Here is a 12,332-nt window from a genome sequence, read left to right as displayed (position 1 = left end):
GGGCCGGACATGGCGGCGCGACCAGAACGCCGCGGGCCGCTTACTTTCCCGCGGTCTTCCGCGGACGCAGTGTCGAGAACGCGGCCCGGAGTTCCTCCGTGAAGATGCCCGGGACTTCCCAGGCCGCGAAGTGGCCGCCGCTGCGGGCCTTGTGGTAGTAGGAGAGGTTGTGGTAAGCGCGTGACGCCCAGCTGCGCGGGGCCTGGTAGATCTCGCCCGGGAACACCGAGATGGCGGCCGGGAGGGACACCGAGACGGCGTTGAAGTTGTTGGCGTTGTTCTCCCAGTAGAGACGCGACGAGGAGACCGCGGTGTTCGTCACCCAGTACAGGGTGATGTCGTTGAGCATCTCGTCCTTGGTCAGTACGCGCTGGGGGTGGCCGCCGCTGTACGTCCACGCCGCGAACTTGTCGTACATCCAGGCGGCCAGGCCGGCGGGCGAGTCCGTGAGCCCGTATCCCTCGGTCTGCGGCCGGGTGACCATCATCGCCGAGTAGCCGGAACCGGTCTTGTAGAAGGTGGCGAGCTTGTTGTACGCGGCCCTCTCGTCGGGGTCGAGACCGGCCGGCGCCGGATAGCCGCAGGCGAGCTTCTGCGCGATGTCCGGGGGGACGGTGGCCGGGAAGTTGACGTGGATTCCGAGCAGTCCCGGGGGCTTCTGTACGGCCATCTTGTCCGAGATCACGGCGCCCCAGTCGCCGCCCTGGGAGACGTAGTGGTCGTATCCCAGGCGATCCATCAATACCGCCCAGGCGCGCGCGATACGGTCGGGGTTCCACCCGGTGGTCGTCGGCCGCTCCGAGAAGCCGTAGCCGGGCATCGACGGGATGACGAGGTGGAAGGCGTCCTCGGCGCGGCCTCCGTGGGCCGTGGGGTCGCTGAGCGGTCCGATGACCTTCAGGAACTCCAGGATGGAGCCGGGCCAGCCGTGGGTCAGGATGATGGGCAGGGCGTTCGCGTGGCGGGAGCGGACGTGGATGAAATGTATGTCCAGTCCGTCGATCTCGGTCATGTACTGCGGCAGGGAGTTGAGTGTCTCCTCGATGTTCCGCCAGTTGTACTTCGTTCCCCAGTACTGGGTGAGTTCCTTCATCGTGGCGAGTTGGACGCCCTGGGACTGGTCGTTGACCGTCTCACGGTCGGGCCAGCGTGTCGCCATGATCCGGCGGCGTAGATCCGTCAGGTCCCGCTCCGGAACGTTCACGCGGAAGGGGCGGATGCTCTGCCTCTCACTCGCCGCGGCCGGCTTGGCCGAGTCGTCCCAGGCGCGCAGTCCAAGAGCCCCGGTGGCCGCTACGGACACCGCGGCGGCCGACGTGGAGAGGAACTTCCGACGGGAGTACGAGCGGAGCAGTTCGGGCATGACGGATCTCCCTGCAGTCATTCCTGGGGCCGGAGTCGCGGAGGGTGGGGAGGGAGCGCTTCCTCAACGAGCTTTCTACTCATGGGCGCGAACTGGATTCCGCGCGCACCGAGTTGCTGCACTGCAGGTGAACCGTGCCAAGCTCGGCGTTCCGCTTGGAATCGCGTGGCACCGAGGCGCTCGTGCGACACAACAGGCTCATTACTATCTGTAACGGTAAATCTCTCTCTGTGAGCACGCAACTCGGGCGGCGGCGCAGCGCGTCGAGCGCAAGAGGGTCATGTGGCGTCCGTGGGCAGCCCCTGGCGACTGGCTCGGGTCGGCAGAAGCGCGCGGGCGACCCGCCCGCTGGAGCCGGAACGAGTCGCCCGTGCATCCCGTCACTCCACCCAAGAGCAACGGGGGTCTTTGCACGCTTGGCGACGGCCCTGTCTCTGACGAGAGAGGAGCCAGGACCGTCGGAGGTCGCACCGGCGGGCACGTGTCACTGCGGTGCAGGACCCCTTTGTTCACAAGACGTGGGGGGCCTCCTCCGAGGTTCACGCGTACTGTCGCCGACCGGGCGCTCAGGCGGATGGGGTGGCGGTCGTCTCACGTGTGAACCATGTCCTCCTCGGAGGTGTGTGGTCCGTATGTATGTGTCGAACGCCGGACGGGCACGCCCTTGACCGCGGAGGCTGCGCCCGGGCTGGCAGACCGTCCTTACCCACGGATTAGGAGACGTGGAACTTCCCGCCGCTCGTGGCCGTCCTCGCCGCGGTGCACACCTGGAACGCCGCCCGGCCGAGCGCGGCCGGACCCCGCTCGAGATATGCGGCGAGTTTCTCCAGGACGGCCGTGAGCTGCGCGGGTGTCGTGTCCCGCCGGTCAGGCGGTCCGCGCCTGGACGTTGTCCGGGTTCGCCGGTGTCCGTCGTGCAACCGGGACCGTCCGCGCGGGGAGCCCTCGTATCTCGCTCAACAGGGACGTGATCGCGGCCATGATCTCCTCCGTGGCTTCCCGCCACACCTCCGCAGTCGGCTCCCTGCCTTCGAAGCGGGACAGGTCCACGGGTGGTCCCACCAGCAGTTGATGCGTCTTGCGGGGGAATACCCTGCCCATCTCTCCGTACGGCGGCAACAGAAGGTTGGCGCCCCACTGGGCAACGGGGATCACCGGGCACCCGGTCTCCAGCGCAACCCGTGCGATGCCGGTCCTGCCGCTCATGGGCCACATCTCCGGATCGCGAGTGAGCGTACCCTCCGGGTACCCGCCCAGTCCCGTCTGAACAGCAGCCACATGATGGCGCGCGCGATCGCGGCCAGCGTCCGGTAGGTGATTCCTGTCTTGCGGCGCGGCATACGTTTCCTAACGTGGGACATGTAATGGGGGAGGGTATCTCTGTATATCGCCCGGCGATGAACCGAAACTGGGATATGTGCCTCTTGGCATGAGGTGACGTATATCCACCACGACCTGGCCTCCATCCCATGTCGCCGGGAGGCCGTCGCGCGCGGAGGGGCACCCTACGACGAGCTTCGTGCGGGTGTACGTCAGCTGCCCCTGTCCGGGAAGTAGAGTGACGGCCGTGTTCGTCCTGTAATCGTCCAGCACGTCGTGTCCCTTTCCGTATTTCTTGCGCCGCATTGCGGATGAGTGTCTTCGTTGGAGAATTCATGAGCGCCAAGCATTCCCTCTCGACGTGGCTCACACCGATGGAGCCCATGCCTCGCCTGGCGGTCGCGCTCGGCCTGAACGGTGACGAACTCTGGGTCAAGCGGGACGACCTGATCGGGCTCGGCGGAGGGGGAAACAAGGTACGCAAGCTGGAATGGACGGTCGGAGACGCCCTCGCCACCGGGGCGGACACGCTGGTCACGACAGGTGCGGCGCAGAGCAATCATGCCCGTCTGACGGCGGCTGCCGGTGCCCGCCTGGGGATGAACGTGGTCCTGGTGTTTCCCGGGACGGCTGACAGCGCGGCGGGCGGCTCCGGAAACCTTGTGCTCGACAGCCTTTTCGGGGCCAGTGTCTTCTGGTCGGGTGAGACGGACCCCGCCACCATGGGCGCTGTCGCCGAGGATGTGTGCGAACAGCTCCGTAAGCGCGGTGCGCGTCCCTACCTGATTCCTTTCGGCGGATCGAGCCCTCTGGGCGCGCGAGGATATGTCGAAGCCGGTGATGAAATCCGCATGCAGGTGCCCGATGTGGAGCACGTTGTCGTGGCGCTCGGTTCCGGTGGGACCATGGCCGGTCTCATCGGCGCCCTCGGCGAGGAACGCGTGCTCGGCGTCGACTGCGGGGCGGTGACGGAACCGGCCGATGTCGTCGCCGCGCTGTCCACCCAGGTGACCGGTCGCAACGTCACGGCCGCATCGCTGCGCATCCGTCTCGACCAGGTCGGCCCCGGATACGGAGTGCTGCACGAGCCGGTCATGGAAGCCATGAGTACGACGGCACGAGCGGAGGGCATCGTCCTGGACCCCACATACAGCGGGCGGGCCATGGCGGGCCTGATGGCCGCCGTACGCGAGGGCGAGATCCGTCCGAACCAACGCACCGTGTTCCTCCACACGGGCGGCCTTCCCGGTCTCTTCGGGCATGCACAGACGGTGCAGCGCAGTGTGGCCGCGTTGAACTCGATCACCTTCCGCTGACCTTCACGAGCAGTGCCCTCCAGCTCCGCGGCACTTGGGCCGGCCGCCGCCGACGCGGCAGGACTGGTCGGCTCCCGCTGCGGCAGTGGCTACGGTTCCGCCCGATCGGCTGGCCTTGCGTCGGCCGGTGGACGTCGCTTCGCCGGCCCGGGTCGGCGGCTGCCGGCGCGGCGGGTCGCCCCGGGGCGACAATGCGAGACGGCTGCCTACCTCAGCAGGGACAGGTCGACGGCGTTCGCCAGCGCCTGCATGCCGGCTTCGTTCGGGTGGAGGTGATCTCCGGAATCGTAGGCGGGCTGAGGGCTGAGGGCTGTGGGTTCGGCCGGGTCGGCGACGGCCTTCTCGAAGTCGACGACACCGTCGAAGGCCCCGCTGGTCCGGATCCAGGTGTTGACCGCCCGGCGTATGGCTTCGGCAGAGTCGCTGTAGTAGCCGGCGCCCTTGTCGGGAAGCATGGTGCCGCCGATGATGCGGACGTCGGCGGCATGGGCCTGCTGAATCAGATGTCGGTAGCCGTTGATCAGATCCTGCGCGGTCAGCGGGGCACCATCGGGACCCGCGTTGTTGCCGATGTCGTTCTGGGCAACCCGAGCGGACAGCCCGCCGGCTTCGACCTCTCCCGCGCCAACAAAGCCAAGATCATCGGCGTCGCGGCACTGGTTCTCGCCGTCACCATCGCCATGACCACCGTCGTCGCGATCCGTCTCGTCCGACCCCTGCGAGCCCTCACCGCCGCGGCCCGGCAGCCACCGCAGGAGCACGCGCGTGTCGCCGTCACCACCAAGGACGAGACCGGTTACCTGGCCGCCGCCTTCAACGACCTCACCGCGCGTCGCGAAGAGCTGGAAGCCCAGCGCAAGGTCATGGTCAGCGATATCGCCCACGAGCTGCGGACCCCGCTGACCAATATCCGCGGCTGGCTGGAAGTCACCCGTGACGGGCTGCTGGACCTGGATCCAAACCTCATCGCCTCCCCCTGCACGACGAGGCACTGCTCCTGCAGCACATCATCGACGATCTGCGCGACCTCGCCGCAGCCGACGCCGGCACCCTGAAACTGCACCGCGAACCGGTACGCGTGGACGAACTCGTCGTCCAGGTGGTGTCGGCCCACAGAGCCCGCGCCGAAAGCTCCGGCATCCGCCTGCACGCGCACACCGACCCCGGCCTCTGGCTGGACGCCGACCCGGTGAGGATGAGCCAGGCCCTGGGCAACCTCATCTCCAACGCACTCCGGCACACCCCCGCGGACGGCACGGTCACGGTCACCGCCTGGCCCGCCGACGACCTGCCCCATGTCTTCGAACGTTTCTGGCGGGCCGAGAAGTCCCGCAGCAGACACACCGGCGGCAGCGGACTGGGCCTGTCCATCGTCCGCCAGTTGGTCGAGGGACACGGCGGAACCGTCACCGCCGACAACCGGCCCGGCAACGGAGCGGTGTACACCATCTGGCTCCCCCACGCCCGGCAACCCGACGGCCCAACGGAATGGAACGTGCGGGATGCCCGGGATGCGCGCCCGCGGGCGGACCAGGCGCACCATCCGCCTCAGCGGTGGCGGCAGCCGCTGGGGGCCGCCTGGCCCGAGCCGCATTGACGTGTTCAAGATCCGGGGCCAAGGCCCCGGCCCATCGTCGCCTAGTCTGCACGCGGGTGCTGGGACGACAGACGCGGTCGAGGGGAATCCCGAATCCCAGAGGCGTCAGCGGCGTCGCTGGTCGGCGCGCAGTTCGAAGTCGCCGTAGCTGTTGTCGACCGGGTTGACCGTGACGCCGGGCGCGACGATCTCGTCGATGGCGTCGAGCACGTCGGACGACAGCGTGACGTCGGCGGCGGGCAGGAACGCCTCCAACTGGTCCATGGTCCGCGGTCCGATGATCGCCGCCGTGACGCCGGGGTGGTGGATGACGAAGGCGACGGCCAGCTCGATCAGTGTGAGACCCGCCTTCTCCGCCAGGAGCGCGAGCTGTTCGACGGCGTCGAGCTTGCGCTGGTTGGCGGGGGTGCTCATGTCGAAGCGGGCCTGGGGGCGTGCCGCGGAGGCGGGGCCCTCGATGGCGTTCTTGCGGTAGCGGCCCGACAGCCAGCCACCGGAGAGCGGGCTGTAGGTGAGGGTGCCCATGCCATGGCGGCGCACGGTGGGCAGCACGTCCTCCTCTATGCCGCGGACCAGGATCGAGTACGGCGGCTGCTCGGTCACGAACCGCTCCAGGTGGCGCTCCCGCGAGACCCACTGGGCCTCGACGATCTGGGAGCCGGAGTAGGACGAGGAGCCGATGTAGCGGATCTTGCCCTGGTGTACGAGGTCGGAGAGGGCGCCGAGGGTCTCGGCGACGTCCGTGTCGGGGCTGGGGCGGTGGACCTGGTAGAGGTCGATGTAGTCGGTGTCGAGCCGGCGCAGGGAGTTCTCGACCTCGCGAATGATCCAGCGCCGTGAGCCGCCCCGCTGGTTGGGGTCGTCCTGGTCCATCGGCATGAAGAACTTGGTCGCCAGGAACACGTCCTCGCGGCGGCCCTTGAGGGCCTTGCCGACGATCTCCTCCGAGACGCCGGCGGAGTACACGTCCGCGGTGTCGACGAAGTTGATGCCCGCGTCCAGGGCACGGTGGATGATCCGGATCGAGTCGGCCTCGTCCTCGTTGCCCCAGGGGCCGAACATCATCGCGCCCAGGCAGAGCGGGCTGACCTGGACGCCGGTGCGGCCGAGCGGTCGGTACTGCATGAAGTGGTTCTCCTTGGATGTACTCAGTGAATGTGCTCAGTGGACGTGCTCAGCGGATGAGCTCAGTCGTCATCAGTTGTCATCAGTCGTTCGCGGTCGGGACGACGGTCCCGGCGCTCGCCCAACTGGCGAGGAGGCCCAGAGCCTCCGCCGCCGGGGAGTCCGGTTCGGGCGTGTAGAAGTTGAGGCGAAGGCCGGGATCGGCCGGCAACTCCATCGCCTCGTAGGGGAGTGCGAGATCGCCGACCAGCGGGTGGTGCAGGTTCTTCACTCCGGAGCGGTGGAACTTCACGTCGTGGCGGGCCCACCGGCGGGCGAAGTCGCCGCTCTTGGTCGTCAGCTCCCCGATCAGATCGGTCAGTGCCTTGTCGTGGGGCGCCCGGCCCGTCTCGATGCGCAGGAACGCGACCGCGTCGTCGGCCCCCTTGTCCCAGTCGACCCAGAAGTCCTTGCTCGCGGGGTCCAGGAACAGGAAGCGGGCGCTGTTGACCGGGCCGCGCTGGGCGAACAGCGGCGAGTCGAAGAGGGGTGCGTACAGTGCACGGCCCAGCGTGTTCGCGGCCAGGATGTCGAAGCGCGCGTTGCGCACGTACGCCGGAACGTCGGTCATCGAGTCGAGCAGGCGCACGATCGTGGGCCGCACCCGGGACGCGGTCACCGCGGGGCGCCGGCCCGACGGTGTCGCCGCCCGGGCCAGGTCGTAGAGGTGGGTGCGTTCGGCCTCGTCCAGCTGCAGTGCGTGCGCGAGGGATTCCAGTACCGAATCCGAGGCGCCGGAGAGGTTCCCGCGCTCGAGGCGGACGTAGTAGTCGACGCTCATACCCGCGAGCAACGCGACCTCCTCCCGGCGCAGGCCCGCAACGCGGCGGTTGCCACCGTAGACCGGCAGTCCGGCCTGCTCAGGGGTGATCCGCGCGCGCCGGGTGCTCAGGAACTCGCGGACCTCGGCGGCTACGCTCTTCTTGTCTCTGTCTGCCATCGTCCCGATCCCTGAAATCGCTCCGCCGCCGGTGACCACATCCCGGGTGGACGGTCCCGCCTCGAACTTCACCGTAGGCCGGTCCGCGAGGACCTGCGAGGTACTGGCAGTACCTGGAAGACCAGTGACTCCCACCCATGCGCCCACGCGGGGTTGTCTTGAAGGGAACCGAGAGGCCGGGGTCAAAAACCGGTCCCTCGCCCTGAAGCGACAGCGAAGGACACCACCGTGGGCGCAGCACTCGAGTACGACGGGACCGGCGACGTACGTGTCGGGCACGTCGCCGACCCGGTCCGCAAGGAATCCGCGGCGCCCACCGCGGTGGGTGAGCCTGAGGCTCCGGTCCGGGCGATGCTGATCCTCGCGATCATCTGCGTCAGCTACTTCATGGTCATCCTGGACAACTCGATCGTGTTCACCGGGCTGCCGCAGATCCGGGCCGACATGGGCTTCTCCGAGACCGGCCTGTCCTGGATCACCAACGCCTACGTCCTGGTCTTCGGCGGACTTCTGCTGCTGGGCGCCCGGGCCGGTGACCTGTTCGGACACCGCCGGGTGTTCCTGTTCTCCCTGGTCGTCTTCTCGCTGACCTCGCTCCTGGTCGGGGCCGCACAGACCCAGTGGTGGCTGATCGGCGCCCGGGCACTGCAGGGCGTGGGAGCCGCGGTCCTGGCTCCCTCCGCTCTGTCGCTGCTGACGCGCAGCTTCGCCGAAGGCCGGGCCCGTAACCGGGCGATGGCCGCTTACAGTGCGGTGGCCGGTCTCGGAGCCGCGTTCGGCCTGGTCGTGGGCGGACTGGTCGCCGACCTGGTCTCGTGGCGGGCCGGGTTCTTCCTGAACGTGCCGGTCGGTATCGCGATGGTGGTGCTGGCCGTGCGGTTCCTGCCGGAGACCGCGCGCCGACGTGGCCGCTTCGACGTCGCCGGGGCACTCCTTGCGACGCTGGGCTCCACCGCGCTGGTCTTCGGCATCGTGGACGCGTCCGACATCGGCTGGACCGCCCCGGCCACCCTGATACCCCTGGTGGCGGGCGTGGTGATGCTGGCGCTGTTCGTCCGGGTGGAGCGGCGGGCCGCGCAGCCGATCGTGCCTCTGCGGCTGTTCGCGAGCCGGGAGCGCAGCGGCGCCTACGTCACCCGGATGCTCTACATGGGCGCGATGATGGGCTTCTTCTTTTTCACCGCGCAGTTCCTGCAGAGCGTCTACCACTGGACGCCGCTGCAGGCCGGCCTCGCCTTCCTGCCGATGACGCTGGTCAACTTCGTCTTCGCCGTCCAGGTGCCGCGCCTGCTGGAGCGGGCGAGCAGGCCACTGATACTCGCCACCGGGGTCGCCCTGACCATGGTGGGCATGGTGTGGCTCAGCCGCCTCGACCCGCACACCCCCTACCTGACCGGAGTGGCGCTGCCGATGGTGCTCATCGGCGCCGGCCAGGGTCTGGCCCTGGCCCCGCTGACCTCCAGCGGCGTCGACGGCGTCGCCCCCGTGGACGCGGGCGCCGCGTCGGGCCTGGTCAACACCGTGCACCAGATCGGCAGCGCACTGAGTCTCAGCATTCTGACCGCCGTGGCCGCCACCGTCTCCACGGGCCACGGGGCCACCGACATCGCGGCCCGCTCCGGCGCCGCCCTGACCGGTTCCGCCGTCCTGCTCGCGCTGGCGGTCGTGGCCGTCCTCATCCTCATCGTGCCCGCCCGGGCCACCCGCACCGAAAGGTTCCTGTGATGCAGACCCTCACCCTCAACAACGGCGTCGAGATGCCCGCCCTCGGACTCGGCGTCTTCCAGACCCCGCCGGACGAGACCCGGGCCGCCGTCACGGCCGCGCTCGACCTCGGCTACCGGCACATCGACACCGCCGCCGCCTACGGCAACGAACGCGAGGTCGGCCAGGCCCTCCGCGACTCCGGGGTAGCCCGGGAGCAGATCTTCATCGAGACGAAGATCTGGATCAGCGACTACGGCTACGACGAGACCCTGCACGGCTTCGACAAGAGCGCCGCCAAACTGGGCGTGGACCGGATCGACCTGCTCATCCTCCACCAGGCCCTCCCGTCGGACTTCGACAAGACCCTCGCCGCCTACCGCGCCCTGGAGAAGCTCCTGGCCGACGGCAGGGTCCGGGCGATCGGCGTCAGCAACTTCATGGTCGACCACCTGACCGCACTGCTCGACGCCACCACCGTCGTCCCCGCCGTCAACCAGTTGGAGATCCACCCCTACTTCCAGCAGCGCGCCGTCCTCGACTTCGACGACCAGCACCACATCCTCAACCAGGCGTGGTCGCCCATCGGCGGCATCACCTTCTACCCGGGATACGGCGAGCACCGCCGCAGCGTCCTGGAAGACCCGGCCGTCACCGCGATCGCCGAGACGCACGGCAAGAGCCCCGCCCAGGTGCTGCTGCGCTGGGGCATCCAGCACGGCCGTTCGGTGATCCCCAAGTCGACCAAGCGCCACCGCATCGCCGAGAACATCGACGTCTTCGACTTCGCCCTCACCGCGGACGAGCTGAAGGCCCTCGACGCCCTGGAGACCGGCCGGCGAGGCGGCCCCGAGCCGGAGAACATCACCCTCGCCGCCTACGGGCGCGCCATCCCCGAAGCCTGAAACCCCCTCCGAACACCTGAAGGAACCACCGTGCCCACCACCGTCAACGCGTTCGGCGCCCACGAAGCAGGCGAGCCGCTCGCTCCCGTCACCATCGAGCGCCGTGACGTCGGGCCGCACGACGTCAAGCTCGACATCCTGTTCTGCGGCATCTGCCACTCCGACATCAACTTCGTCGACGGCGCGTTCGGCCCGCTGCCCATCAGCCCGCTCGTTCCCGGCCACGAGATCGTCGGCCGGGTCACCGAGATCGGCCCCGAGGTCACCCGCCACCAGGTCGGCGATCTGGTCGGCATCGGCTGCATGGTCAACTCCTGCCGCGAGTGCGAGAACTGCCAGGCAGGCCAGGAACAGTACTGCCTCAACGGCCACACCCTGGTCTTCGGCAACCCCGACCCCGCCGAGCCCGGCGCCCACACCCAGGGCGGCTACTCCGAGGCGATCGTCGCCCCCGAGGACTTCGTACTGCGCGTACCGGAGAGCCTCGACCCGGCCGCCGCCGCTCCGCTGCTGTGCGCCGGCATCACCGTCTACTCCCCGCTCAAGCGGTTCGGTGCCCGGCCGGGCGCCAGGGTCGCGGTCGTCGGCCTCGGCGGCCTGGGCCACCTCGGCGTGAAGATGGCCAAGGCCATGGGCGCCGACGTGACCGTCCTGTCCCAGTCCGGCAGCAAGCGCGAGGCCGCCACGGCCCTCGGCGCCGACCACTACGCCGTGACCGGCGACGGCTCGGCGTTCACCGAGCTGGCCGGCACCTTCGACATCATCCTCAACACCGTCAGCGCGCCCGTATCCCTTGCCGACCACCTCGGGATGTTGCGTCTGCACGGCACCATGGTGAACGTCGGCGTGACGACCGAGCCGATGCCGATGGACGTCTTCACCTTGTGCCAGAACGGCCGGTCCTACGTGGGATCGCTGTTCGGCGGCATCGCCGAAACCCAGGAGATGCTCGACTTCGCGGCCGAGCACGGCGTGAGCGCCGACATCGAACTGATCGGCGCGCAGGACATCAACACCGCCTACAAGCGGATCCTCGCCTCCGACGTCCGCTACCGGTTCGTGGTCGACGGCTCGACCTTCGCCGAACCGAGGGAGGCATGACGCGCCGCCCACGTGGGACCGACGGCAGGGGCGCCCGTCACGCCCACCCCCTTGCAAGGAAAGAAACATGGCAACACAACCCCTGACCGTGCTGGTGGTCGGCGCCACCGGCAGCATCGGACGGCTCGTCGTAGCCGAGGCGATCGCTCGCGGGCACACCGTCCGGGCCCTCGTGCGTGACCACGCGAAGGGCACCCAGGTGCTTCCCGCTGACGCCGAACTCGTCGTCGGCGACGTCACACGACCCGAAACCCTGCCCGAGGCGGTGGCCGGAGCCGACGCGATCGTGCTGGCCCTCGGCTCCTTCGGCACAGGCGACTCCGCACCGGAGACGGTCGACTACGCGGGCGTACGCAACGTCCTGACCGCCCTGGACGGACAGCGGCCCCGCGTGGCGCTGATGACCTCCATCGGCGTCACCGGCCGCGGCAGCGCGTACGGCCACCTGCTGGAGTGGAAGCGCCGCTCGGAACGGCTCGTGCGGGCCGGCGGCCTCACGTACACCATCGTGCGGCCGGGCTGGTTCGACATGAACGGACCCGACGAGCAGCGCTTGGTGTTCCTCCAGGGGGACCGCCGCCGTTCCGGCGGCCCCGCCGACGGCGTGGTCGCCCGTGCCCAGATCGCACGGGTGCTGGTGGCGGCCCTCACCGCTCCAGAGGCGGCCGGCCGCACCTTCGAGTTGGTGGCCCAGCAGGGCGGAGCGCCCGGCGACCTGGCACCGCTGTTCGCGGCGCTGGCCCCGGACATCCCCGGCCACCTGGACGCGGTCCGGGACGAGGCCAACATGCCGTTCGACGCCGAGCCGCAGCGGGTCCGCGACGACCTCGACGCCCGGACCCGCACCGCATCCTGACGACGGCCCGAGGCCGCCACATACCCGGCGGGCCGACCGCGCGGCCGGCCCGCCGAGGCGGAGCTC

The 12,332-nt window shown here is 69.2% G+C and carries 9 protein-coding genes and 3 pseudogenes; 6 read left to right on the top strand and 6 right to left on the bottom strand.

Annotation, left to right across the window (positions count from 1 at the left end):
* Positions 1-40: 40 nt before the first annotated feature.
* The 3 genes and pseudogenes from OG568_RS56660 to OG568_RS56655 form a co-directional block, all read right to left on the bottom strand.
* Positions 41-1,363: an epoxide hydrolase family protein gene (locus tag OG568_RS56660; protein WP_329537795.1), complete on the bottom strand. Its 1,323-nt coding sequence runs from the start codon at positions 1,361-1,363 to the stop codon at positions 41-43.
* Between the two features lie 716 nt (positions 1,364-2,079).
* Positions 2,080-2,193 (bottom strand): annotated as a pseudogene (locus tag OG568_RS62000) (IS630 family transposase); the annotation flags it as partial.
* Between the two features lie 37 nt (positions 2,194-2,230).
* Positions 2,231-2,650: pseudogene (locus OG568_RS56655) on the bottom strand (lysophospholipid acyltransferase family protein); the annotation flags it as partial.
* A 368-nt stretch (positions 2,651-3,018) separates the two neighbouring features.
* Between OG568_RS56655 and OG568_RS56650 the strand changes: the two are divergent.
* The gene (locus tag OG568_RS56650; RefSeq protein ID WP_329537794.1) at positions 3,019-3,999 is read left to right on the top strand and encodes a D-cysteine desulfhydrase family protein; all 981 of its coding nucleotides are present in this window, start codon (positions 3,019-3,021) and stop codon (positions 3,997-3,999) included.
* Between the two features lie 206 nt (positions 4,000-4,205).
* Here the strand turns inward: OG568_RS56650 and OG568_RS56645 are convergent, their stop codons facing one another.
* Positions 4,206-4,520 (bottom strand): GDSL-type esterase/lipase family protein, encoded by a 315-nt coding sequence (locus tag OG568_RS56645; protein WP_329538305.1) that lies wholly within the window; start codon positions 4,518-4,520, stop codon positions 4,206-4,208.
* Between the two features lie 42 nt (positions 4,521-4,562).
* Between OG568_RS56645 and OG568_RS56640 the strand changes: the two are divergent.
* Positions 4,563-5,479 (top strand): annotated as a pseudogene (locus OG568_RS56640) (sensor histidine kinase); the annotation flags it as partial.
* A gap of 222 nt (positions 5,480-5,701) precedes the next feature.
* Here the strand turns inward: OG568_RS56640 and OG568_RS56635 are convergent.
* The gene (locus OG568_RS56635) at positions 5,702-6,721 is read right to left on the bottom strand and encodes an aldo/keto reductase (RefSeq protein ID WP_329537793.1); all 1,020 of its coding nucleotides are present in this window, start codon (positions 6,719-6,721) and stop codon (positions 5,702-5,704) included.
* Positions 6,722-6,803: 82 nt separating this feature from the next.
* Entirely contained in the window at positions 6,804-7,700 is an 897-nt protein-coding gene (locus OG568_RS56630) for a helix-turn-helix transcriptional regulator (RefSeq protein WP_329537792.1), read from the bottom strand.
* A gap of 351 nt (positions 7,701-8,051) precedes the next feature.
* Between OG568_RS56630 and OG568_RS56625 the strand changes: the two genes are divergently transcribed.
* From OG568_RS56625 to OG568_RS56610, 4 genes are all read left to right on the top strand, one after another.
* Entirely contained in the window at positions 8,052-9,425 is a 1,374-nt protein-coding gene (locus tag OG568_RS56625; protein WP_443077986.1) for an MFS transporter, read from the top strand.
* The gene (locus tag OG568_RS56620) at positions 9,425-10,309 is read left to right on the top strand and encodes an aldo/keto reductase (protein ID WP_329537790.1); all 885 of its coding nucleotides are present in this window, start codon (positions 9,425-9,427) and stop codon (positions 10,307-10,309) included. Before OG568_RS56625 ends, OG568_RS56620 begins: the two co-directional genes overlap by 1 nt.
* Positions 10,310-10,339: 30 nt before the next feature.
* On the top strand, positions 10,340-11,410 hold the full coding sequence (locus tag OG568_RS56615) for an NAD(P)-dependent alcohol dehydrogenase (RefSeq protein ID WP_329537789.1): 1,071 nt from the start codon (positions 10,340-10,342) through the stop codon (positions 11,408-11,410).
* Positions 11,411-11,477: 67 nt separating this feature from the next.
* The gene (locus tag OG568_RS56610) at positions 11,478-12,266 is read left to right on the top strand and encodes an SDR family oxidoreductase (RefSeq protein ID WP_329537788.1); all 789 of its coding nucleotides are present in this window, start codon (positions 11,478-11,480) and stop codon (positions 12,264-12,266) included.
* The last annotated feature ends 66 nt before the right edge of the window (positions 12,267-12,332 follow it).

This window comes from Streptomyces sp. NBC_01450, assembly GCF_036227505.1.
Taxonomy (GTDB): Bacteria; Actinomycetota; Actinomycetes; order Streptomycetales; family Streptomycetaceae; genus Streptomyces.
Note: the sequence above shows the minus strand (reverse complement) of the source record. Positions and strands in the feature narration are given on the sequence as shown.

What these genes read in the sequence shown, in the direction of transcription:
- OG568_RS56660 (WP_329537795.1), bottom strand. Translation starts at nt 1,363, where the DNA reads ATGCCCGAACTGCTCCGCTCGTACTCCCGTCGGAAGTTCCTCTCCACG.
- OG568_RS56650 (WP_329537794.1), top strand. Translation starts at nt 3,019, where the DNA reads ATGAGCGCCAAGCATTCCCTCTCGACGTGGCTCACACCGATGGAGCCC.
- OG568_RS56635 (WP_329537793.1), bottom strand. Translation starts at nt 6,721, where the DNA reads ATGCAGTACCGACCGCTCGGCCGCACCGGCGTCCAGGTCAGCCCGCTC.
- OG568_RS56630 (WP_329537792.1), bottom strand. Translation starts at nt 7,700, where the DNA reads ATGGCAGACAGAGACAAGAAGAGCGTAGCCGCCGAGGTCCGCGAGTTC.
- OG568_RS56625 (WP_443077986.1), top strand. Translation starts at nt 8,052, where the DNA reads ATGCTGATCCTCGCGATCATCTGCGTCAGCTACTTCATGGTCATCCTG.
- OG568_RS56620 (WP_329537790.1), top strand. Translation starts at nt 9,425, where the DNA reads ATGCAGACCCTCACCCTCAACAACGGCGTCGAGATGCCCGCCCTCGGA.
- OG568_RS56610 (WP_329537788.1), top strand. Translation starts at nt 11,478, where the DNA reads ATGGCAACACAACCCCTGACCGTGCTGGTGGTCGGCGCCACCGGCAGC.